20 protein-coding genes are annotated in these 23633 nt (G+C 59.6%); 14 read left to right on the top strand and 6 right to left on the bottom strand.

Translation table 11 applies throughout. The annotated features are described in order from the left end of the window. The first annotated feature begins 12 nt into the window (after positions 1 to 12). The 5 genes from AC0T4W_RS09655 (at position 13) to AC0T4W_RS09635 (ending at position 3037) form a co-directional block, all read left to right on the top strand. Positions 13 to 852: a hypothetical protein gene (locus tag AC0T4W_RS09655; RefSeq protein WP_476318793.1), complete on the top strand. Its 840-nt coding sequence runs from the start codon at positions 13 to 15 to the stop codon at positions 850 to 852. Positions 853 to 1041: 189 nt separating this feature from the next. Next, the gene (locus AC0T4W_RS09650; RefSeq protein ID WP_108487995.1) at positions 1042 to 1311 is read left to right on the top strand and encodes a hypothetical protein; all 270 of its coding nucleotides are present in this window, start codon (positions 1042 to 1044) and stop codon (positions 1309 to 1311) included. A 200-nt stretch (positions 1312 to 1511) separates the two neighbouring features. Then, positions 1512 to 1727 carry a DUF2970 domain-containing protein gene (locus tag AC0T4W_RS09645; protein WP_476318792.1) on the top strand — a complete coding sequence of 72 codons (216 nt, stop codon included), beginning with the start codon at positions 1512 to 1514 and terminating at the stop codon, positions 1725 to 1727. Between the two features lie 181 nt (positions 1728 to 1908). Then, a complete protein-coding gene (pnuC, locus tag AC0T4W_RS09640; protein WP_476318791.1) occupies positions 1909 to 2475 on the top strand; it encodes a nicotinamide riboside transporter PnuC in 567 nt (188 codons plus the stop codon). A gap of 10 nt (positions 2476 to 2485) precedes the next feature. Beyond that, positions 2486 to 3037 (top strand): AAA family ATPase, encoded by a 552-nt coding sequence (locus AC0T4W_RS09635; RefSeq protein WP_476318790.1) that lies wholly within the window; start codon positions 2486 to 2488, stop codon positions 3035 to 3037. Here AC0T4W_RS09635 and AC0T4W_RS09630 read toward each other — a convergent pair. Then, positions 3005 to 3472, bottom strand: coding sequence for a DUF3429 domain-containing protein (locus AC0T4W_RS09630; protein ID WP_476318789.1), 468 nt, complete (start codon positions 3470 to 3472; stop codon positions 3005 to 3007). The two genes, AC0T4W_RS09635 and AC0T4W_RS09630, sit on opposite strands and share 33 nt — an antisense overlap. A gap of 25 nt (positions 3473 to 3497) precedes the next feature. Continuing rightward, the gene (locus AC0T4W_RS09625; protein ID WP_476318788.1) at positions 3498 to 3635 is read right to left on the bottom strand and encodes a hypothetical protein; all 138 of its coding nucleotides are present in this window, start codon (positions 3633 to 3635) and stop codon (positions 3498 to 3500) included. On the opposite strand from AC0T4W_RS09625, the gene AC0T4W_RS09620 reads away from it, so the two are divergent. From AC0T4W_RS09620 to AC0T4W_RS09605, 4 genes are all read left to right on the top strand, one after another. Further along, positions 3634 to 5508: a di-heme-cytochrome C peroxidase gene (locus AC0T4W_RS09620; RefSeq protein WP_476318787.1), complete on the top strand. Its 1875-nt coding sequence runs from the start codon at positions 3634 to 3636 to the stop codon at positions 5506 to 5508. The two genes, AC0T4W_RS09625 and AC0T4W_RS09620, sit on opposite strands and share 2 nt — an antisense overlap. 53 nt (positions 5509 to 5561) lie before the next feature. Continuing rightward, complete coding sequence (locus AC0T4W_RS09615) at positions 5562 to 6695, top strand: catalase family protein (RefSeq protein WP_476318786.1); 1134 nt, start codon at positions 5562 to 5564, stop codon at positions 6693 to 6695. A gap of 249 nt (positions 6696 to 6944) precedes the next feature. Beyond that, positions 6945 to 7301 carry a 6-carboxytetrahydropterin synthase QueD gene (queD, locus tag AC0T4W_RS09610; RefSeq protein WP_090241991.1) on the top strand — a complete coding sequence of 119 codons (357 nt, stop codon included), beginning with the start codon at positions 6945 to 6947 and terminating at the stop codon, positions 7299 to 7301. Between the two features lie 258 nt (positions 7302 to 7559). Beyond that, positions 7560 to 7868 (top strand): TRL-like family protein, encoded by a 309-nt coding sequence (locus AC0T4W_RS09605; protein WP_411174862.1) that lies wholly within the window; start codon positions 7560 to 7562, stop codon positions 7866 to 7868. Between the two features lie 56 nt (positions 7869 to 7924). On the opposite strand, the gene ligA is transcribed toward AC0T4W_RS09605, so the two are convergent. The 4 genes from ligA to AC0T4W_RS09585 all read right to left on the bottom strand — a co-directional run bounded on the left by ligA (position 7925) and on the right by AC0T4W_RS09585 (position 15537). Continuing rightward, complete coding sequence (gene ligA, locus AC0T4W_RS09600; RefSeq protein ID WP_476318785.1) at positions 7925 to 10294, bottom strand: NAD-dependent DNA ligase LigA; 2370 nt, start codon at positions 10292 to 10294, stop codon at positions 7925 to 7927. A 61-nt stretch (positions 10295 to 10355) separates the two neighbouring features. Continuing rightward, positions 10356 to 11180, bottom strand: a complete 825-nt coding sequence (gene zipA, locus AC0T4W_RS09595) for a cell division protein ZipA (protein WP_476318784.1) — start codon at positions 11178 to 11180, stop codon at positions 10356 to 10358. A 181-nt stretch (positions 11181 to 11361) separates the two neighbouring features. Beyond that, positions 11362 to 14865 carry a chromosome segregation protein SMC gene (smc, locus tag AC0T4W_RS09590; RefSeq protein ID WP_476318783.1) on the bottom strand — a complete coding sequence of 1168 codons (3504 nt, stop codon included), beginning with the start codon at positions 14863 to 14865 and terminating at the stop codon, positions 11362 to 11364. Positions 14866 to 14877: 12 nt separating this feature from the next. Continuing rightward, on the bottom strand, positions 14878 to 15537 hold the full coding sequence (locus tag AC0T4W_RS09585; RefSeq protein WP_476318782.1) for a GntR family transcriptional regulator: 660 nt from the start codon (positions 15535 to 15537) through the stop codon (positions 14878 to 14880). Between the two features lie 237 nt (positions 15538 to 15774). Here AC0T4W_RS09585 and AC0T4W_RS09580 point away from each other — a divergent pair, with 237 nt between their 5' ends. From AC0T4W_RS09580 to guaD, 5 genes are all read left to right on the top strand, one after another. Then, a complete protein-coding gene (locus tag AC0T4W_RS09580; RefSeq protein ID WP_476318781.1) occupies positions 15775 to 16914 on the top strand; it encodes an alkane 1-monooxygenase in 1140 nt (379 codons plus the stop codon). A 305-nt stretch (positions 16915 to 17219) separates the two neighbouring features. Next, positions 17220 to 18659 carry a xanthine dehydrogenase small subunit gene (xdhA, locus tag AC0T4W_RS09575; RefSeq protein WP_476318780.1) on the top strand — a complete coding sequence of 480 codons (1440 nt, stop codon included), beginning with the start codon at positions 17220 to 17222 and terminating at the stop codon, positions 18657 to 18659. Then, complete coding sequence (xdhB, locus tag AC0T4W_RS09570; RefSeq protein WP_476318779.1) at positions 18652 to 21048, top strand: xanthine dehydrogenase molybdopterin binding subunit; 2397 nt, start codon at positions 18652 to 18654, stop codon at positions 21046 to 21048. Before xdhA ends, xdhB begins: the two co-directional genes overlap by 8 nt. A 247-nt stretch (positions 21049 to 21295) precedes the next feature. After that, a complete protein-coding gene (gene xdhC / locus AC0T4W_RS09565; RefSeq protein ID WP_476318778.1) occupies positions 21296 to 22141 on the top strand; it encodes a xanthine dehydrogenase accessory protein XdhC in 846 nt (281 codons plus the stop codon). 159 nt (positions 22142 to 22300) lie between these two features. After that, positions 22301 to 23605 (top strand): guanine deaminase, encoded by a 1305-nt coding sequence (gene guaD, locus AC0T4W_RS09560; RefSeq protein WP_476318777.1) that lies wholly within the window; start codon positions 22301 to 22303, stop codon positions 23603 to 23605. Positions 23606 to 23633: the final 28 nt, after the last annotated feature.

The raw sequence follows: 23633 nt of genomic DNA, 5'->3' as shown, positions 1-23633 counted from the left end.
GGGATGGCCAGGATGAAACTCGCAGTCGCTATTATCCACGGCATCGGCACGCAACCCGACCTGCGTGATGACGAAGGCCAGCATGCCTTTGCCCAGAACCTGATCGCCGGGTTGCGCCAACGCCTCGGCGCTGAGGCCGACCAGGTAGCCTTTCAGACCTTGTATTGGGCCAGCGTGCTGGACAAGCGGCAAATGGCTTTTCTCGACAAACTGCGTGACCAGCCGGTGCGCTGGCGTTGGTTGCGCCGCATCGTCACGCTGTTTCTCGGCGATGCCAGCGGCTATCGCAAAGTCAGCCAGGCCTACGACACCACCTACGAAGAAGTCCATCAATGCCTGCGCCGCGGCTTCAATGCCTTGCGGGCGAAAGTAGATGCCGATACCCCGCTGGTGGTGCTAGCGCATTCACTGGGCGGGCATATTTTCTCCAATTTCGCCTGGGATCAGCAGCGCATCAACCAGGCTGAGGAGTGCCCGCTGGATCCTTTTATGGCCCTGGAAACTCTCAGCGGGCTGATCACCTTCGGCTGCAATATCCCACTGTTTACCTTTGCCTATGACACGGTCGTGCCCATCCGCTTTCCGGGTCACTGCCTGACCGATGCGGTCACCGAACAGGCCCGCTGGCTCAATCTTTATGCCCCAGCCGACCCACTGGGTTATCCGCTGCGGCCACTGCCCGCGTACGCCGCAGTGGTCGCCGAAGACCGCGCCATGCCAGTGGGGCCTTGGTACAAGCGGCATACGCCGCTTAGCCACCTCGGTTATTGGGATGATCGCGGCTTTCAGCGCTATATCGCTCGGTATCTGCAGCAATTATTGGCAGTCTGCCCAGGGTCAGAGAGGGACTGACACCTCGCTTGCTCGCCCTGTTTCTCGGCTTACACCATTAAAACTGTGATTTATCGGACAATAGCGTGCAATTTTTCGCCAACATGTGACTTAACGGTCAGCTTCGTTCATCAACGCATATGACTGGCAAGCGTGAATCTACCGTTTGCCCCTTTGTGTATTTGGGATCACCTCGGAGAAACCGACCCCATGAACGCACCGCTGCGTTTTAACGAAGCTTTGCTGATCGCCGACCGCGCCTTTCAACCTTTCCAATGCGTCGCCTGGGCCCCGCAAGATGGCACTGGCAACCTCAGCCTGAGTGTGATCGACCGTACTAGCACCCGCCTGCTCGGCCGTACTCAACTGTCCAGCACCATCTACAGCGACCCGGTGCAATTTGCCGACGTGCTCAAGCAGTCCCGTGAGCAGCTCAGTCAGCAAGGCTTCACCCTGGAGCCATGGAGCATGCCGGAGTAAGCGGCTGCAACAACAAGGGCTCTGAGCTGCCAATCGGCTCCTCTTATCAGAGCCCTTCTCTCCCATCTTTGCCCTGTGTCGAACTTACCCCAGCCCTTGCGCTCATTTTTCTGGCTGAGCTTTGCTGCGCCTGCACATAAGCGCTTATGCTCAAAGCCAGATACTTAGCAAAACCAGTCAGAGCAAAGCAGGAGGTGGCGATGAACGATGACGAAAACAAACCCCTGACGCTATGGGAGATGCTGCAGAGCGTGCTGAGCGCCGCGATAGGCGTGCAAAGCGGGAAGAACCGTAGCCGCGACTTCTCACGGGGCAAGCCCAGCCACTTCATCATTCTCGGCGTGTTGTTCACGGCCGTATTTGTGCTGGTGATCTTCGGCATCGTCAAACTGGTGCTGCACCTGGCGGGCGTCTGACTTACTGCAACAACGGCTGGATGGAAAATCTCTAACCCTTGATCTGCGGTTGATGCTCCGCGCTGAACGTTGCGCCATATGCGGCCAATACCAGCCTGACATGCGTGGCCTTTCAGCCGAGACGGCGCACAACGCAATCGCTACAATCGCCAACCACTCCCGCCCTGCTCACCGGTGTTTTATGTCGCCTCTGGAAATCATCGCATCAGCCCTTGGTGTATGGGCCGTCTGGCTGACCGTGCGGCAAAACCGCTGGTGCTGGCCGCTGGGTTTGCTGATGGTGTTGATGTACGCCTGGATCTTCTACGACGGCAAGCTGTACTCGAACATGCTGTTGCAAGGCGTGTATGCCGTACTGCAAGGCTACGGCTGGTGGCAATGGACGCGCGGCGGCAGCAGCCATAGCGGGGTGCAGGTCAGTCGGCTGAGCCAACAGAACATAGTGATCAGCTTAACCATCGGTGCAGTCGGTGCACTTGCCCTCGGTTACCTGATGGCCACCTTCACCGACGCTGCCGCGCCCTGGCAGGATGCGGCGCTAAGTGCATTCAGCCTGGTTGCCCAGGTGTGGATGGCGCAGAAACGCGTCGAGTGCTGGCCGCTGTGGATCGTCCTTGATCTGTTGTTTGTTGCGCTGTTTGTGCAACAGGGTCTGTACCCGACAGCAGCACTCTATGGACTGTTTACCCTGCTGGCGGTCAGCGGCTGGCTGACCTGGCGGCGTGATCGCGCGCTGGTTAACGCATGAAGCCCCAAGCATGAAGGTACTGGTACTCACCGGGCCGGAATCCAGCGGCAAAAGCTGGCTGGCCGGGCATATCCAGGCGAACTTTGGTGGAGTGCTGGTTGGCGAGTACGTGCGGCACTTTATCGAGCGCGAGCAGCGTGACACCTGCTATGCCGATATCAGCGCCATCGCCCAGGGCCAACTGGCCTGGGAAGACCAGGCCAGGGCGGCGCGGCCAGAGCTGCTGATTCTCGACACTCATTTGTTGAGCAATATGCTCTGGAGTCGTGAACTATTCGGCGATTGCCCCGCCTGGATCGAGCAAGCTTTGCTCGAACGTGAGTACCACCTGCACCTGCTGCTCGACCCCGCAGATGTGCCCTGGATCGACGATGGTCAGCGCTGCCAGCCGGAATTGGCCCAGCGCATGGCGTTCTACCAGCAGTGTGAGCATTGGCTACGGCTACACCAACAGCCGTTGCAGTGCATTCAGGGCGACTGGGTGCAGCGGCGTGAGCAGACTCTGGCGACAGTGGCGCACTGGCTCAACTCAACGCAGCAGCACACTGGCCCATGCCAGTAGCAGGCTCAGGCAGACGATAATAGTCAGCGGCCGCCGTAAGCTGGGATACCACTGCGGCGCCAGCCCCAGCTTGACCGCCCGCAAGTCGGCGGCATACAAGCCGCCAAACGCCAGCAAACATAACGGTAACGCCAGGCTGATCGGCATGCCGCCACTGATCGCCAGCCAACCCAATAATGGCGGCACCACAGATAGCCCCAGTTGTACCTGCGCCGACTCCCCCGCCGCCTCCGCACGCATGGCCAGCCCCCAGTGAATCGCTCCCATAAAGGCCAGGATCACCGCTGCGTAATCCAGCAGGGCCGCTAAAACCAGCACTCGCCAGCCTTCGGGTGTCACCCAGATGCCCAATGCCCCGGTTACGAAAGGCACCAGGCCGGCATAGCCCAGCAGTAACGCCAATTTAGGCGGTTGCGGCGCGTCGAATGGATGCATGAACTCACTCCAGCGGATTAATTCGTCATAAACCGCACTGTAAAGCCATCTTAGGACCAAAAAGAAGACTATTTCCTGGGTTTCGTCGTAATGGCTGCTTGCCATTGGCTGCGCCAATTGGCATAAAAACAACAAATAAAAAACGCCACAAGGAAGTACCCATGCGCATTCTCCGTCGGGCTTTGTATGGCCTTCTTTTGTTGCTGGTGGTCGGGCTGCTGATTGCCCTGTACTTCATCGCCAACCCCAACCTGCCGGGTTATCAACAACCCGACAAGCTGCACTACCTCGATCAGTGGTCGGCAGAAGAACGCCAAACCTACTACTACACCCCGCAGGGCACCCAGGTGAAAGGCTTGCGTTATGAATGGTTCAGCGCCCTGGAGCTGCCATTTAACAGCAGCAAGTTCGCCACCCCGGATTATCTGGCGCGTTTCGGCTTCCTTGTAGATCCCGCGCAACAGCCTACGCCATTGAACCCCGGCAATTTGCCGGTCGGTTTTGCCCGGCATGCAGATGCCGAGAGCGGTGAGCATTACCTGGATATCAGCTGCGCCGCCTGCCACACCGGCGAGCTGCGTTATAAAGGCCAGGCCGTGCGCATCGATGGCGGCGCCGCGTTGCATTCGCTGGCCTCCACCGTACCCACCGTACGCGGCGGCAGTTTTGGCCAAGCGCTCGGTATGAGTATGGCCTTCACCTATTACAACCCCCTGAAATTCAGCCGTTTCGCCAAACAAGTGCTCGGTGATGAATACAGCAGCCACAAGGCGCAGTTGCGTGACGAATTCAAAGTGGTGCTCGATCGCCTGCTGGGCACCGCGTTCAATGACTGGCATCGCGGTCTTTACCCAACCGAGGAAGGCTTTGGCCGTACCGATGCCTTCGGCCGTATTGCCAACAGCGTGTTCGGTGATGCCATCGACCCCAGCAACTACCGTATCGCCAATGCACCAGTGAGCTACCCGCAGGTTTGGGATATCTGGAAATTCGACTGGGTGCAGTGGAACGGCTCCGCCATGCAGCCCATGGCCCGTAACGTCGGCGAAGCCCTGGGCGTCGGCGCCACCCTGCGCTTGCTCAATACCGAGGGCCATCCGGTTGCCGAAGCCGAGCGCTATGCCTCCAGCGTGCGCTTGCGCGATTTATTCACCCTGGAGGAAACCCTCAAACAACTGCAGCCACCCGCCTGGCCAGAAGAAGTGTTCGGTAAAATCGACCTGCCCTTGGCCAGCCGTGGTCGCGCGCTGTTTGCAGAAAACTGTGCTTACTGCCATGCCCCCGACCCGAAGAAAGCGGATGAGCGTTTTGCGCCCGCCCGCGATCCGGAATGGCGTATGCGCGTGGTACCAACCTCAATCGTCGGTACCGACCCAACCACCGCGGACAATATCGCCGACCACCGCTTTGATATCAGCAAGCTGGGCTGGACCAAAGCCGAGCTGAGCAAGCTGGATGTGCGCCTGTTTGGCGCGACGCTGGACGATATCGACATGCGCAGTATCTCCAGCGCCAAGGCTCTGGCCTATGTCACCGCCTATGTAGAAAACCGCGCCTACCAGGATGCCGGCATTTCCGAGCGTGAACGCTGGCGCATGGACGGTTTCGGCTTGCCAATCGGCGTGCAGGAAAAACGCGGCTACAAGGCGCGCCCGCTGGATGGCATCTGGGCCACCCCGCCGTTTCTGCATAACGGCTCGGTGCCGACCCTGTTCCAGTTGCTGTCACCGGTCTCGGAACGGCAAACCCAGTTCTGGGTCGGCAACTTCGAGTTCAACCCCAAACAGATTGGCTACCAGAGCGAAAAATTCCCCGGTGGCTTCCACTTCGATACCCAGGTCACCGGCAACAGCAATCATGGCCATGAATTCCGCGCTGGCTGCCGTGAAGACGGCGTAATCGGCCGCGCCCTGCAACCGGAAGAGCGCTGGGCGCTGATCGAATACCTCAAGGTCTTGGGCAACGCGGCGCTGGAGCAGCAACTGCAGCCAGTCGAAGCCAAGGAGTGGACACCAGGCCCGTCATGCCAGAACTGAAGCGTACGCGGCCTGTGAGCGCGCACTGAGAATAACTAAAAGGAATTGCCCCCATGTTTAAACGATTCTGGCTCTGGTTCGGCCGTGTACTTGGCAAATTGCTAGCGCTGGTACTGGCCATCGGTATCGGCAGCTGGGCCATCGGTGCGGCCTACTACGGCTGGACATTCTCCGGCCCGGTGTCCACTGAAGAACAGATCCCGGCTGATGAAGCCGCGCTGACCCAGGGCATCATCGAAGATGCTATCCGCGTGGTCGAACAGCACCGCGACAATACCCGTGTGCTGCGTGATGCCCACGCTAAGGCCCATGGCTGCATAAAGGCCGAAGTCACCGTCAACGCTGATATCGACAGCAGCCTGCAGCGCGGTGTACTCAGCGAGCCAGGGAAAACCTGGCAGGCCTGGATGCGTTTATCCAACGGCAATGCCTACCCGCAGTTCGACCGGGCCCGCGATGCGCGCGGCATGGCGCTCAAACTGCTCAATGTACCCGGTGAAAAACTCACACAAAGCCCACAGCACGCCAGTGAGCAGGATTTTGTGATGTTCAATCACCCGGCCTTTTTCGTGCGCGATGTGGCCGAGTACAAAAGCAATTTCGCCGCCCAGGCCGACGGTAAAAAGGCTATGGCTTTCTTCCCCAGCTGGAACCCCAACACCTGGGAAATCCGCCATCTGATTATCGCCCTGAAGACCCTGTCCCCTGCCCCGGAAACACCACTGGCGACCACCTACAACTCCATCGCCCCATTCAAATTGGGCGAACACAACATCAAATACAGGGTCATTCCCCAACCAGAAGCTTGCCCCGAGTATCAGCTGCCTGAGCAGAACCGCGACCTGCCGAACTTCCTGCGTAACGCGCTGTACCAGCAGCTGTCGCTGGACCGTGCCCCGGCCTGCTTTGCCCTGCAAGTTCAGCGGCAGAACGCCGAGTACTACATGCCCATCGAAGACCCCAGTGTCGAGTGGAGCGAAGCCATCTCGCCATTCGAAACCGTCGCCACCATCAAGGTGCCGGCGCAGGATTTTGATAGCCGCGAGCAGAATCTGTTCTGCGATAACCTGTCGTTCAACCCCTGGCATGCGCTGCCCGAGCACCGTCCGATTGGCGGTATCAACCGTCTGCGCAAGGCTGTTTACGAGGCCGTCAGCATCTACCGGCTGGAGCGCAACCAGCCATAAAACTGTATCCAATCCTCTGTGTTACTCGGTTAACAGCCGTTGAGCTGGTAAGATTCGCGCCTTGCTAAACACGCTGTTAGCAGGCTGTTGAAAAACTACCTGCGTTGCCATTGCGGCGTTAAAAACAGGCTCAAAATGCTCATTTACAGCTCATAAACTCTGCTTTTTCGCCTGTTTTTGCCTTGCACTGGCTGCCTCGCCAACGTTTTTCAATGGCCTGTTAGCCGCGCACCACCTGAGAGAAAGACCGTGGAATTGTTCAAAGAGTTTATGTTCGAGGCCGCCCACCGCTTGCCTCACGTCCCCGAAGGCCACAAGTGCGGGCGCCTGCACGGTCACTCCTTCAAGGTGGCGGTATATATCGAAGGTGAAGTAGACCCTTATACCGGCTGGATTCGCGACTTCTCCGAGATCAAGGCCATCTTCAAGCCGCTCTATGAGCAACTCGACCATAACTACCTGAACGATATTCCGGGCCTGGAAAACCCCACCAGTGAAGTGCTGGCCAAGTGGATCTGGCAGCAACTCAAGCCGCTACTGCCAGAGCTGTCGCGTATCCGCATCCACGAAACCTGCACCAGCGGCTGCGAATACCGCGGCGACTGATTGCACCTTGCCTGGCTTCTGATCGAAGCGCCAGGCAACCTTCCCCTGCTCCTCACTATTCTCCATTTAACAGCCGCACCATTGCGCTGAACGCAAGAACAACGGCGGCCGAAAAATCCACCGAAAAATTTCATAAATTTGAAACCGGTTTGAAAAAGAGCAGGCGAACTTGTTATTGCCCAGGCACTGCTTTAGGGTGCTGGGCACTTTATCTGGATGGGTAAAGTTTCTTATGGATAAGCGAAAAGGAATCACATTATGTTGAAGAAAATTGCTCTGGCTGCCGGCCTGGTTACCCTGCTTAGCGGTTGCGCCACGGGCATGTCGCCAGTCAGCGTTGGCTTGATCACCGACGTCAAAGGCCCGATCACTGCCACTACCGCTTCCGGTAACAAAACCGGCACCGCTTGCGCCACCACCATCATTGGCCTGATCAACAAAGGCGACGCTTCCATTGCTGCCGCCAAGGCCAATGGCAACATCGGCACTATCGCTACCGCTGATTACCACACCAAAGGCTTCTACCCGTTCTTCGGCGAAACCTGTGTGAACGTAACCGGTAACTAAGGTTGCCCTACTGCCCCCTAACACTGCTTAGGGGGCAGTACAGAAAACCCGCTTTTCTAGAGGCCATAGCCTGCCAAGGCTGACAAGAACTGCGCCTCGTCCATTACTCGTACACCCAGCTCACTGGCTTTCGTCAACTTCGAACCTGCGCCCGGCCCTGCGACCACGCAACTGGTTTTCGCTGACACTGAACCAGCTACCTTGGCACCCAAACTCTCCAGTTTTTCTTTAGCCGCGTCGCGACTCATCACTTCCAGGCTGCCCGTCAGCACCCAAGTCTGCCCAGCCAACGGCAAGCCTTCGATAACTTTTTTCTCACTCTGCCAGTGCATGCCGAACGCCTTTAATTGCGATTCGATGGCCCGTGCACGTTCAGCATTGGCCGGCACATCGAAAAACTCGTGCACCGACCTAGCTTGCTTCTCAGGCAGAGTCTGGCGCATGTCCAGCCAGTCAGCTGCCAGTACAGCCTCAAGGCTGCCAAACTTGTCCGCAAGCTTCTGTGCACCACCTGGCCCCACGGAAGGGATGTTCAGCTTGTCGAGCATGCCCGCCAGGGTGGCGCTGGCACTGAACTCGGCACTCAGCTCACCTTGCTCCTGCAACTGCAGCCCGCACTGGTCGCTGGCCAGCAAAGCTGCGATCACCTGCTGGTTATGGCTGTCGGCGAAGAAGCTGTGAATCTCATGCGCCACCTCCAGACCAACATCCGGCAGATAGGTCAGCACTTCAGGCAGGGCCTGCTGCACACGCTCCAGGGAGGCCAGCGCACGGGCCAGCACCTTGGCGGTTTCCTCGCCCACATCGGGGATGCCGAGGGCATAGATAAAGCGCGCCAGAGTGGGTTGCTTGCTGTCGGCAATCGCCTGCAGCAGCTTGTTGCTGGACACTTCGGCAAAGCCTTCCAGGTTGATGATCTGCTCATATTTCAGTTGATACAGGTCGGCCGGCGAGGCAATCAACTGCTCATCAACAAGTTGTTCGATGGTCTTGTCACCCAGGCCCTCAATGTCCATGGCCCGGCGTGAGACAAAGTGGATGATCGCCTGCTTGAGCTGGGCTGCACAGGCCAGGCGGCCGACGCAGCGGTACACCGAGCCCTCGCTAAAGGTTTCCTTGCCCTTGCTGCGCTTGACCAGCTGGGTGCGCTCGACTGCCGAGCCGCACACCGGGCAACTTTCGGGGATCTGTATGGGCCGCGCATCGGCAGGGCGGCGCTCAGGCACCACCTGCACCACCTGCGGAATCACATCACCGGCGCGGCGAATAATCACCGTATCGCCGATCATCACGCCTAGGCGCGCTACTTCATCCATATTGTGCAGCGTGGCATTGGACACCGTAACGCCCGCCACCTTGACCGGCTTCAACCGCGCCACCGGGGTGACCGCACCGGTGCGGCCAACCTGAAACTCCACATCCAGCAGCTCGGTCAACTCTTCCAGTGCTGGGAATTTATGGGCAATCGCCCAGCGCGGCTCGCGGGCACGAAAGCCCAGCTCGCGCTGATAGGCCAGGCTGTTGACCTTGAACACCACCCCATCGATCTCGTAGGCCAGCGAATCCCGGCGCTCACCGATATTGCGGTAGTAGGCTAGGCACTCATCTGCGCCTTTGGCCAGTTTCAGCTCACGGCTGATTGGCATGCCCCAGCGCTTCAGAGCTTCAAGAATGCCGATATGGGTCTGCGGCAACTCGCCCTGTACCTGGCCGATGCCGTAGCAGCAGAACTCCAGCGGCCTGCTGGCGGTGATTTTCGAATCCAGCTGACGCAGGCTACCGGCAGCGGCATTGCGCGGATTGGCGAAAGTCTTGCCGCCCTGCTCCAACTGGCGCGCGTTAAGCGCCTCGAAACCAGCCTTGGACATAAACACTTCGCCACGCACCTCAAGCACGGCCGGCCAGCCCTCGCCCTGCAGCTTTAGCGGCACATTGCGAATGGTGCGCACATTGACGCTGATGTCCTCGCCGGTGCTGCCATCACCACGGGTCGCACCACGCACCAGCAGACCATCGCGGTACAGCAGGCTGACTGCCAGACCGTCGAGCTTGGGTTCGCAGCTGTATTCAACCTCGGTGCCGCCGCCAAACAGATCACCCGCAGGCAAATCCAGCCCATCGCGCACCCGGCGGTCGAAGTCGAGCAGATCGGCCTCTTCGAAGGCATTGCCCAGGCTGAGCATCGGCACTTCGTGCTTGACCTCACCAAAGGCCGAAAGCGCCAGGCTACCGACGCGCTGGGTCGGTGAATCGGCCGTGACCAGCTCGGGGTATTCAACTTCCAGGGCTTTTAGCTCATGGAACAGGCGGTCATATTCGGCGTCAGGAATACTCGGCTCATCGAGTACGTGATAGCGATAGTTGTGCCCATTCAGTTCAGCACGCAGTTGCAGAATGCGCTGGGCAGCAAGCGAGGCGTCGGTCATTGCGGTGTGCTCTCAAACGACAAGAGCAGCCTTGGCTGCTCTTGGTATTTCATCGGTTAAATCAGCGCTTATTGGTCAGTTGCTTGCGTTCGTATTCGACGATGCGCTGGCGGTAGTGTTCGATGGTTTGCGCGGTCATCACGCTGCGCTGGTCATCCTTCAATTCGCCACCCAGCTCATGGGCCAGTTTGCGCGCGGCTGCCACCATCACATCAAATGCTTGCTTGGGGTGGCGCGGCCCTGGCAGGCCGAGGAAGAAGCTCACAGCGCGGGTGCTAAAGCCTTCAATATCGTCGAGATCAAAGGTGCCAGGCTTTAACGCGTTAGCCATGGAGAACAGCACTTCACCATTTCCTGCCATGCTTTCGTGGCGATGGAATATGTCCATCTCGCCGAAACGCAGGCCACTTTCCAGAATGTTCTGCAACAGCGCTGGGCCTTTGAAGCCCTCTTCATCGCGGGCGATTACGTTGATCACCAGCACTTCTTCAACCGGTGGCAATTCCTTGTTGCTGTCCTTGGCCTGACTGGCGGGTTTGGCGACCTCGTCATCAACCGGGTTAAGCAGCATCGGCACAGGTTCTTCCAGACCCAGGTTCAAGTCACCCTGATGCGGCTCACCGCTGCGACGACGATTCAACTCACGAGCGCTTAGCGACGGCAGGTCTTCTTCATCAAAAGCCGGCTCGTGACTGCGGTCGATAACCCGCGGCGGGCTGAGCAGATCAGGATCACTGTCTTCATCCGGCAGATTGGAAAAACTGCGGTCAAGTTTAAACTTGAGTTTGCCCTTGCCGCCGCGCATCCGCCGCCAACCATCAAATAGGATGCCGGCAATCACAATAATGCCGATGACTATCAGCCACTCGCGCAGACCGAATTCCATGAAATACCTTAACCCCTAATAAAAATGTGATGAAAAAGGCCTTCCTGGCCCATTTTGCTAATTCTTTTACGTGACGCCAAGCCTATGTTCTGACAGGCCTTTCCCTGATTAGAACGCCACGTGTAATAACAATGCGCATTAAGCTAGCACGACGAAAGATAACTTTACACCGCCCAGCGCATTAGGATTCCACCAACGCCAGCGCTTCCTCCACATCCACGGCTACCAATCGTGAACAACCTGGCTCGTGCATGGTTACGCCCATCAACTGGTCGGCCATTTCCATGGCGATTTTATTGTGGGTGATATAGATAAACTGCACGGTTTCCGACATCTCTTTTACCAGCCGTGCATAGCGCCCGACGTTGGCGTCATCCAGCGGCGCATCCACCTCATCGAGCATGCAAAACGGCGCGGGATTGAGCTTGAAGATGGCAAATACCAGGGCCAATGCGGTCAACGCCTTTTCCCCGCCGGACAATAAATGAATGGTGCTGTTCTTCTTGCCAGGCGGACGCGCCATGATGGTGACACCGGTATCCAACAGGTCTTCACCGGTTAGTTCCAGATAGGCGTTGCCGCCACCGAATACTTTCGGGAATAGCGCCTGCAAGCCGCCGTTGATCTGATCGAAGGTTTCCTTGAAGCGGTTGCGCGTTTCCTTGTCGATCTTGCGAATAACGTTTTCCAGGGTATCCAACGCTTCGACCAGATCAGCATTCTGCGCATCCAGGTAACGCTTACGCTCAGACTGCTGCTGGTATTCGTCGATAGCGGCCAGGTTGATCGGGCCGAGGCGCTGAATCCGTGCTGCCAGACGCTCCAGTTCGTCTTCCCAGACTTTCTCGCCGGCCTCTGCCGGCAAACTGGCGAGTACGCCATGCAGGTCGTAATTGTCTTCTAGCAGTTGGTCTTGCAATGCTTTACGCCGCACGGTCAGCGATTGCCACTCCATGCGCTGCTGCTCCAGCTGGCCGCGCAGTAACTGCGCCTGCTGCTCGGCCTGGGTGCGGCGCTTCTCCGCATCACGCAGCTCGCGGTCGGCATCTTCCAGGGCCAGGCGCGCCAACTTGAGCTCGTCTTCCACGGCCATACGCTTGTCGAGCTGCTCTTCCAGCTTCATGCGCAGCTCTTCCAACGGGGCTTCACCCTCCTCCAGATTCAGATTGAGCTGTTCACGCTTTTCATGCAGACGCTCGGCCTGTAGCTCCAAGCGCTCCAGAGCCTGGCGGGTGGAATCATGCTGAGCCTTCAGTGAGCCCAGACGCACGGCCAGTTGGTGGGCGTGGTCTTTATGCTGACGGGCTTCCTGGCGCACGCGGTCGAGGCGTTCGCGCAGGCTGTCGCGGCGGGCCAGCAAGCTTTCACGCTGTTCGTTGTCGGTTGCCATGGCATCCAGGGCGTCCTGCAGCTGCAGGCGCGACTCACCCAGTTGCTCGTGTTCGATTTCGCGCTGCTCGCCTAGCTCCAGCAACTCGCTGTCCAGGCGGGTGCGACGCAGTATCAACTGCTCGACCTTGGCTTGCCCGGCAGACAGCTGCGCCTTTAACTCACCCAGGCGACGGGCCAGATCCTGGGCCTGACGGCGCTGCTGCTCGCGTTGTTCTTCCTGAGTGCGCTGGTTTTCGCGCAGATGGGTCAAGCGCTCATCCAGCACGGCCAACGCGGCTTCGCGCTCATCACGCTCCAGAGTAAGCCGCTCGATCTCCTGACCACGGGCCAGCAGGCCACTTTCCGCCTCGCTGGCGCGGCGTACCCGCAGGAAATGCCGGCCAACCCAATAGCCATCACGGCTGATCAGGCTTTCGCCTTCGCCTAGGCTCAAACGCGCAGCCAGCGCCTCATCCAGGCTCTGCACCGGCCTGACCTTGGCCAGCCAGGGCGCCAGATCGACATTGGCCTCGACCTTGTCCAGCAAACTACCGGCCACCCGCGCGCCGCCCTTGCTCGGGCTGGCCAGGCGCAGATCGCCCTGGGTCAGGCCGGCAAAATCCAGGCCGCTCAGATTTTGGAAAAAGCCATCGTCCAGCAGCACGGCCTGCAGGTCGGCGCCCAGCACGGTTTCCACCGCTAATTCCCAGCCGGCTTCAACCCGCAGACCTTCAGCCAGAAGCGGGCGCTCGCTCAGCTGCTGCTCGCGCAGCCATTCGCTGGCACCTTTACCTGGGTCCAGCGCCGCTTGCTGCAAGGCTTCCAACGAGGCCAGACGGCCATTCAGGCGTTGCAATTCACCCTGCGCCTGCTGCTGAGCCTGACCGCTGTGCTGCAGATCATTGCGCAGCTGTTGCAGGCGTTCGGCCTGCTGTTCTTCTTCCAGCTGCAGGTCTTCCAGGCTGATTTCGCCGGCAGCGATCTGCTCGCCCAGTTCGATAATCGCGGCATCTTCCGGGTCGGCGGCCAGCTGCTGCAGCTCCTCGGTGAGACGGCGCTGACGTTCGGCCAGGCGCTCCAGGCTCTGTTCCAGTTGGGCGATGCGTGATTGCTGCACCTCGGCCTGGCGTCGTGGTTCGGCGCTGCGCTGGTTGAAGCTGTCCCACTGTTCCTGCCAGCCATGCATGGCTGTTTCGGACTCTTCCAAACCGGCGGCGGACTCTTCGGCGGCAGCGGCTGTCAGCTCCTGCTCGGGTTCGAGCATGGCCAACTCTTCGCCCAGGGTCGCCAGCAGCGTGCGGTCGTGCCCAAGGTGCGATTCGGTTTCCAGGCGCGCGCGCTCGGCTTCGTTAAGATCGTCCTGCAACTGGCGCAGGCGCTGCTGGCCATGCTGGATGCTCTGCTCGATACGCGCTATATCGCCGCCCACCGAGTAGAAACGGCCCTGCACCAGGTTGAAACGCTCGCTCAGCTCGTGATGCCCATCGCGCAGGCGCTCAATACTCGCATCGGCGTTGCGCTGCTCGGCAATCAGGGCTTCGAAGCTGACTTCCTGGTTGCTGATCACCGCCTCGCGGCTACCCACCTGCTCATTCAGCGCTTGCCAACGCAGTGCGGTGAGCTGGGCCTTGAGCTGACGCTCTTCGGCCTTGTATTCCTGATACTTCTCCGCCGACTGGGCCTGACGGTGCAGGCGATCGAGCTGGCGCTCCAGCTCTTCACGCAGGTCGGTCAGGCGCGCCAGATTTTCATGGGTGCGGCGGATGCGGTTCTCGGTCTCGCGGCGGCGCTCTTTGTACTTGGAGATGCCGGCGGCTTCTTCGATAAAGTTGCGCAGGTCTTCTGGCTTGGCTTCGATCAGCTTGCTGATCATGCCCTGTTCGATAATCGAGTAGCTGCGCGGGCCCAGGCCGGTGCCGAGGAAAATGTCGGTAATGTCGCGGCGACGGCATTTGGTGCCGTTGAGGAAGTAGGTGTTCTGGCTGTCGCGGGTGACACGGCGGCGGATCGATATTTCGTTATAGCCGGCGTATTCGCCAGTCAGGGTGCCATCGGAGTTGTCAAAAATCAGCTCGATGGACGCCTGGGTCACCGGCTTGCGCGTATTTGAGCCGTTGAAGATGACGTCGGTCATCGACTCGCCACGCAGGTTCTTCGCCGAGCTCTCACCCATCACCCAGCGTACGGCGTCGATGATGTTCGACTTGCCACAGCCATTGGGCCCGACCACTGCCGCCATATTACTGGGGAAGCTCACCGTGGTCGGGTCAACGAATGACTTGAAGCCGGCCAGTTTGATGCACTTGAGCCGCATAGACAGCCTTCCTTAAGCGTCGGCCAGTGCGGCCAGCACCAACTGGCAATTGTGCTCGCCATAGCCCAGCAATACCTCGCGGATAGCCTGATGGTCACGGGCGATAATCGCCTGCAGCAAGGCGGCAAAGGTGTTGAGGAACTGGCTCATCTCGCCTTTGCGTCGTTCCAGCGCCAAATGGTAAGTGCGGCTGATGGCTGGCAATAGGTTCTCTACGGTTTCCTGCAGATAGGGGTTGTCGGCGAAGGGAAACGCCGCGCGCATGATATCGAAACTGCTTTCGACAAAGGCGTGGATATCTTCGCGCTGCAAGCTGTCCTGCAAACGCTGCTGAATCACCAAAAATGGCCCCAGATCAGCCTCGACCTGCCAACTGTCCGCCACCGACTTGCCCAGCAGGATGTACAGCTCCATGACCAGGGCATAGAGGCTCTTAACGTTATGCGCCGTCAGCTCGGCCACCTGAGCGCCGCGACGCGGCGGAATCACGATCAGGTGTCGGCGCTCAAGAATCAACAGTGCTTCACGCACCGAACCCCGGCTTACATTCAACGCCTGGGTGACTTTCTGTTCTTGAATTCGCTCACGGGCTTTCAACTCACCACGAATGATGCGTTCGGCAAGGTGATGGGCGATCTGCTCAGCGAGGCTATCCGGTGCCTTGAACGTCATGATGATCCTTAGGTTCTATCTGACCTAATTGAAGGGCTTAAAGCGGCTAAGCCCGCGCCAGTACTGGCCTGAGTGGTCGAGAGCCGGCGCGAGTGTAACACAGGGTGTTACCGGGCCAAGGGCACCGGCGCCCTGCTTTCAAACCAAAAGGTGGGCAGCCAGGGGATGGGCAGCAATACGGATTGTCCTACAATCAAGCCAACGCCCTACTCCAACAATAATAAGTACGGAGCCACCATGTTCGAACGCCTGCCCTCCAACTGGATGCTTATGATTAAAAGCATCGGCTACTGGTTCTGGTTGATCCCTGTATTGGGCATCCCGCTGAGCTATTACTGGTCACTGAATAGCCAATACGCCAACGCCTGGCCCTGGCTGGTGGTGCTGGTGGTGTTCGGCGTTATCCCGCTGCTCGACTTCATCATCGGCCGCGATCCGGCCAACCCCGATGAAGCGTTGCAAGTGCCGCATATGGAGCAGCAGGGTTATTACCGCCTGCTTAGCCTGATCACAGTACCGGCCTTGCTTGTCATGCTCGGCTGGTCCGGCTGGGTATTCGTCAATCATGAGGCCTGGAGCTGGGTTGGCCAGCTGGGCTGGGTTCTGTCCGTTGGCACCGTGACTGGCGCCATCGGCATCACCGTGGCCCATGAATTTATCCATAAGGACCCGCAGTTGGAGCAGAACGCTGGCGGCTTGCTGCTGGCAGCAGTGTGCTACGGCGGCTTCAAGATCGAGCATGTGCGCGGCCATCATGTACACGTATCGACTCCGGAAGACGCCAGCTCCTCGCGCTACGGCCAGAGCCTGTATGCCTTTCTGCCGCACGCCTATGTGCATAACTTCCTCAATGCCTGGAAGCTTGAAGCAGAGCGGCTGAAGCGCAAGAACCTGCCCGCTCTGCACTGGCGCAACGAGCTGATTGGCTGGTACGCGGTCAGCATGCTGTTTCTGCTCGGTTTCAGCCTGGCCTTCGGCTGGCTCGGCGCGCTGTTCTTTATCGCGCAGTCAGTGGTCGCCTTCACCCTGTTGGAAATCGTCAACTACGTGGAGCATTACGGCCTGCACCGCCGCAAGCTGGAGAATGGGCGCTATGAGCGCACCAATCCGACGCACTCCTGGAACAGTAACTTCCTGCTGACCAACCTGTTTCTCTTCCATTTGCAGCGCCATTCTGACCACCACGCCTATGCCAAACGGCGCTACCAGGTGCTGCGCCATTTCGACGACAGCCCGCAGTTGCCCAACGGCTATGCCGGGATGATCGTCCTGGCGCTGTTCCCGCCGCTATGGCGCGCGGTGATGGACCCACGCGTGCGCGCCTATTACGCGGGCGAGGAACACCAACTGACTGATTCACAGCTAACTCACTCCTGACTGCAACCGCAGCAACAGAAAACGCCAAGGGCTTATACCCTTGGCGTTTTTTTGTGGCCGGCTCATTTCTCTGCAGGCCTTGCTTGGCATAAAAACGGCTAGCGTTTAAACGCGCGGGCGGTCATTCATGCTCATAACTGAATCGCATGACAATAACCTGACCAAAGAGTCAAATATTTATTGACCCGAAAGTCAGAAAACTCTAGATTCGCCGCATGCCAAGCCGTGTCATAACGCCGCATGCTGCTGTGCCGGCGTTCTAGCAGAGCCTGAAACGAGAACAATAAAGTGCCTGGAGGTCGTCCTTGATCCAGTTTTTACTCAACCGGGAGCTGCGTACTGAGCATGCCCTGGACCCAAATATCACCGTGCTCAACTACCTGCGTGAGCATGTCGGTAAATCCGGAACCAAAGAAGGCTGCGCTTCTGGCGATTGCGGTGCCTGCACCGTAGTGGTCGGTGAGCTGATTGGTGAACGCGTGCGCTATCGCACCCTCAACTCCTGCCTGACCTTCGTTTCCTCCTTGCACGGCAAACAGCTGATCACGGTTGAAGACCTCAAGCACCAGGGCAAGCTGCACAGCGTGCAACAGGCCATGGTCGACTGCCACGGTTCGCAGTGCGGCTTCTGCACCCCAGGCTTCGTTATGTCGCTGTTCGCTTTGCAGAAAAACTCCGAGGGCTTCGACAAGGCCGACACCCTGGAAGCGCTGGCCGGCAACCTCTGCCGCTGCACCGGTTACCGTCCGATTATCGACGCCGCCCAGCAGGCCTGCTGCCAGAAGCAGCCGGATCAGTTCGACGCGCTTGAGCCGCAAACCGTCGCGCAACTGAAAGCCATCGCCCCGCAGGACACCGCCGAGCTCAACAGCGGCGACAAACGCTGCCTGCTGCCGCTGACTGTCGCCGACCTGGCCGACCTCTACGCTGCCAACCCCGAAGCGCGCCTGCTCGCCGGCGGCACCGACCTGGCCCTGGAAGTGACCCAGTTCCACCGCGAGCTGCCGGTGATGATCTACGTCGGCCATATCGAAGCGATGAAGCGCGTGGAAGTCACCGCCGAGAGCATCGAAATCGGCGCCGCCACCGCCCTGTCCGATTGCTACGCCGCCCTGGCGCAGGACTACCCGGACTTCGGCGAGCTGCTGCACCGCTTCGCCTCCCTGCAAATCCGCAACCAGGGCACCCTGGGCGGCAATATCGGCAACGCCTCGCCCATTGGCGACGCCCCGCCGCTGCTGATCGCCCTCGGCGCGCAGATCGTTCTGCGCAAAGGCAGCGAGAGCCGCACGTTGCCGATCGAAGACTACTTTCTCGACTACAAGGTGACTGCACGCCAGGAAGCCGAATTTATCGAGAAGATCATCGTGCCGCGCCAGCAGGCCAGCCAGGCATTCCGCGCCTACAAGGTGTCCAAGCGCCTGGACGATGACATTTCTGCCGTCTGCGCCGCCTTCAATCTGGTGGTCGAAGATGGCGTGGTGCAAAGCGCGCGTATCGCCTTTGGCGGCATGGCCGCGATCCCGAAGCGCGCCGCTGCCTGTGAAGCTGCGCTGCAAGGTTCGGCCTGGTATCCGGGTGTGATCGAACGCGCCTGCGCCGCGCTGGCCGAGGACTTCACCCCGCTCAGCGATTTCCGCGCCAGCAAGGAATACCGCCTGTTCACCGCACAGAACCTGCTGCGTAAATTCTTCCTTGAGCTGCAAGCTCCCGAAGTCGAAACCCGGGTGACCGCCTATGTCTAGCCATCACACAACCAGCAAAACTCAAGAACAGCTCGCCGAACTGTTCCGCGCCGATATCACCACCGGCGTTGGCAAGAGCGTGAAGCACGAGAGCGCGGACAAACACGTCTCCGGCGAAGCCATCTACGTCGACGACCGCCTGGAATTCCCCAATCAGCTGCACGTTTATGCCCGCATGAGCGACCGCGCCCATGCGCGCATCGTCAGCATCGACACCGCGCCCTGCTACGCATTTCCCGGTGTGACCATTGCGATTACCAGCAAAGATGTGCCCGGCCAACTGGATATCGGCCCGGTAGTCGCCGGTGACCCGCTGCTGGCGGACGGCAAGGTCGAATACGTCGGCCAGGTGGTCATCGCCGTGGGCGCCGACAGCCTGGAAACCGCGCGCAAGGCAGCCATGGCCGCGATCATCGAATACGAAGATCTGGAGCCGGTGCTCGACGTGGTCGATGCGCTGCGCAAGAAGCATTTCGTCCTCGACAGCCACCAGCACAAGATCGGCAACTCCGCAGCCGAGCTGGCCACCGCGCCGCGTCGCCTGCAAGGCAGCCTGCATATCGGCGGGCAGGAACACTTCTACCTGGAAACTCAGATCTCTTCGGTAATGCCGAGCGAAGACGGCGGCATGATCGTCTACACCTCCACGCAGAACGCCACCGAAGTGCAGAAGCTGGTCGCTGAAGTGCTCGGCGTACCGATGCACAAGATCGTCATCGACATGCGCCGTATGGGCGGCGGTTTCGGCGGCAAGGAAACCCAGGCCGCCGGTCCGGCGTGCCTGTGTGCGGTCATCGCCCATCTCACCGGCCGGCCGACCAAGATGCGCCTGCCGCGCGTTGAAGACATGCAAATGACCGGCAAGCGCCATCCGTTCTATGTCGAATACGACATCGGCTTCGACGACAACGGCCTGCTGCACGGCATCCAGGTCGATCTGGCCGGCAACTGCGGCTACTCACCGGATCTGTCCGGCTCGATCGTCGACCGTGCGATGTTTCATTCGGACAACGCCTACTTCCTCGGCAACGCCACCATCAATGGCCATCGCTGCAAGACCAACACTGCCTCGAACACCGCCTATCGCGGTTTCGGCGGCCCGCAGGGCATGGTCGCCATCGAAGAGATCATGGATGCGGTCGCCCGCAGCCTCGGCAAAGACCCGCTGGAAGTGCGCAAGACCAACTACTACGGCAAGACCGAGCGCAACGTCACCCATTACCACCAGACCGTCGAGCACAACGTTATCCACGAGATGACCGCCGAGCTGGAAGCCAGCAGTGAGTACAGCAAGCGCCGTGAAGAAATCCGCGTCTTCAACGCCAAGAGCCCAGTGCTGAAGAAAGGCCTGGCGCTGACCCCGGTTAAATTCGGCATCAGCTTTACCGCCACCTTTCTCAACCAGGCCGGCGCGCTGATTCATATCTACACCGACGGTTCGATTCACCTGAACCACGGCGGCACCGAGATGGGCCAGGGCCTGAACACCAAGGTCGCGCAGATCGTCGCCGAAGTGCTGCAGGTGGATATCTCGCGCATCCAGATCACCGCCACCAACACCGACAAGGTGCCCAACACTTCGCCGACTGCCGCAAGCAGCGGCGCCGACCTTAACGGCAAAGCCGCACAGAACGCCGCCGAAACGCTCAAGCAGCGCCTGGTCGACTTTCTGGTGCGCGAATACAAGGTCACCCCGGAAGATGTTGAGTTCCGCAACAGCCAGGTGCGCGTACGTGACTTGTTCCTGAGCTTTGAGGAAGTGATCCAGAAGGCCTACTTCGGCCAGGTATCGCTGTCCAGCACCGGGTTCTACCGCACGCCGAAAATCTACTACGACCGCGACAAAGCAGCCGGCCGCCCCTTCTACTACTTCGCCTACGGCGCAGCCTGTTCGGAAGTGATAGTCGACACCCTGACCGGTGAGTACAAGATGCTGCGCACCGACATCCTGCACGACGTCGGCGCTTCGCTGAACCCGGCTATCGATATCGGCCAGGTCGAAGGTGCCTTCGTCCAGGGCATGGGTTGGCTGACCATGGAAGAACTGGTGTGGAACGGCAAGGGCAAGCTAGAGACCTGCGGCCCGGCCAGCTACAAGATCCCCGCCATCGCCGATATGCCGCTGGATTTGCGCGTCAAGCTGGTGGAAAACCGCAAAAACCCGGAAGACACCGTGTTCCATTCCAAGGCCGTCGGTGAGCCACCCTTTATGCTCGGCATCGCCGTGTGGTGTGCGATCAAGGACGCCGTGGCCAGCCTGGCGGACTACCGCGTGCAGCCGAATATCGATGCGCCGGCCACGCCCGAGCGCGTGCTCTGGGGTGTGGAGCAGATGAAGAAGTTGCAGCAAGCGGCCAAGGCCGTAGCAGCAGAGGTCGAACCGGCGTAACGCCAGCCACCGTGGTGGATGTGCTGCGCGACATCCACCCTACGAACCTTCGTAGGGTGGACAACCGCGAAGCGTTGTCCACCAGAGGCGTGAATGAACAACGAAGCAGGTGTACAACAATGACAAAACACACCGACGCGAAACCGCAAACACCGCGACCCATTCCAGTACCCATACTGGACCCGTCGCCGAGCAACTGGCGCCTGCCGCGCCCCGGACAACTGCCACCTACCTGGAGGCTGAGCAAATGAGCTGGATCAGCGCCCTCGCCGAACTGCAGCAGCAAGGTCAGCCTTGCGTGCTGGTGACCATCATCGAAGAACGCGGCTCAACCCCGCGCAATGCCGGCTCGAAAATGGTAGTCACCACTGACCGCATCTTCGAGACCATCGGTGGCGGTCATCTGGAATTCAAGGCGATGGAGCTGGCCCGCGACATGCTCAGCTCGTGCTGCCAGGACACCCGCCTGGAACGCTTTAGCCTGGGCGCTAGCCTTGGCCAGTGCTGCGGCGGTGCCACCGTGCTGCTGTTCGAGCCTATGGGCCAACCGCAGGCGCAGATAGCGGTATTCGGCGCCGGCCACGTTGGCCGCGCCCTGGTGCCGCTGCTCGCCAGCCTGCCGTGCAAAGTGCGTTGGATCGATTCGCGGGAAAACGAGTTTCCCGAGCAGATTCCCGCAGGCGTGGAAAAGGTGGTCAATGACGAGGTGATCGACGAGATCGAACGCATGCCCGCCGGCAGCTACTTTATCGTTATGACCCACAACCATCAGCTCGACCTGGAGCTGACCGCAGCCATCCTCAAGCGCAACGATTTCGCCTACTACGGGTTGATCGGCTCGAAGACCAAGCGCGTCAAATTTGAACACCGCCTGCGTGATCGCGGCTTTGACCCGACAGTGGTAGCACGCATGCGCTGCCCCATGGGCCTGGCTGAGGTCAAAGGCAAGTTGCCGGTGGAAATTGCCGTGTCCATCGCCGGTGAAGTAATCGCCACCTATAACGCTGCCTTTGGCCAAGAGAGCAAAAAGGGCCAGCCCAGCGTTGCCAAGCTGCTACCCGCCTCGCGCCGAAGCGCAGCCGAACACTCGTAGGTTGGTGTTGAGGAACGAAGCCCAAAAGGGAGTGTGCAGCACTCCGCCCGGCGGCCTGGTTTGTGACAGCGCCAGGCTCGCGAACTTAGTGCTGGGCTTCGCAGGCCCAGCACCAACCTACATCCGTACGCCGAACCAATTGATTGCAACGAGAGCCCCATGACCACCAACGTACAAGCCTACCGCGCCGCCATCCTGCACAGCATTGCCGACCCTGCCGTGGTGGGCGTTGAGCAATCCTATGAGTATTTCGAAGACGGCCTGCTGGTCATCGACAACGGTCAGGTGGCCAATGTCGGCCATGCCGCCGAATTGCTGCCAAGCCTGCGCGATGTGGAGATCAAGCACTACGCCAATGCCCTGATCACCCCCGGCTTTATCGACACCCATATCCACTACCCGCAGACCGGGATGATCGCCTCCTACGGCGAACAATTGCTCGATTGGCTGAACACCTACACCTTCCCCACCGAACGCCAGTTCGAGGACAAGGCCCACGCCGCCGATGTGGCCGGCATCTTCCTCAAAGAGCTGCTGCGCAACGGCACCACCACTGCCCTGGTGTTTGGCAGCGTGCATAAGCAGTCGGTGGACGCCTTCTTCGAAGCCGCCGAAGCGTTGAACCTGCGCATGATCGCCGGCAAGGTGCTGATGGACCGCAACGCCCCGGACTACCTGACCGACACCCCGGAATCCGGCTACGCCGACAGCAAGGAGCTGATCGAACGCTGGCACGGCAAGGGCCGCCTGCACTACGCCGTCACCCCGCGTTTCGCCCCGACCAGCACCCCGGAGCAACTGACCCTGGCCGGCAAGCTGCTGGGCGAGTACCCGGACCTGTATATGCACACTCACCTGTCCGAGAACCGCAAGGAAATCGAATGGGTAAAAGCGCTATTCCCCGAGCGCAAGGGCTACCTGGATGTATACGACCACTACCAGTTGATCGGCCCGCGCGCGGTATTCGCCCACGGCGTGCACCTGTGTGACGACGAATGCAAACGCCTGGCCGAAACCGGTTCGGCCGTGGCCTTCTGCCCGACCTCCAACCTATTCCTCGGCAGCGGCCTGTTCGATCTGAACAAGCTGGAAGCGCACGGCGTACGTGTTGGCCTGGGCACCGATGTCGGTGCCGGCACCAGTTTTAGCCAGCTGCAATCGCTGAACGAGGCGTACAAGGTGATGCAGCTGCAGGGCAAGAAGCTCGACCCGTTCAAATCGCTGTACCTGGCCACCCTGGGCGGCGCCCATGCGCTGTACCTGGACGACAAGCTGGGCAACTTCCTGCCCGGCAAGGACGCCGACTTTGTGGTACTTGACTACAACGCCACGCCGCTGATCAGCTACCGCATGCAGCAGGCCAAGACCCTGGACGAAAGACTCTTCGCCCTAACCATGCTTGGTGATGACCGCGCGGTGAAAGAAACCTTCGCTGCCGGCCAGTCGGTGCATCGCCGCGACTAAACCCGGTGAGTAAAAACGCAGGTCAAAA

This window comes from Pseudomonas sp. C7.1, assembly GCF_056312395.1.
This window is presented reverse-complemented; position numbering and strand designations above follow the sequence as displayed.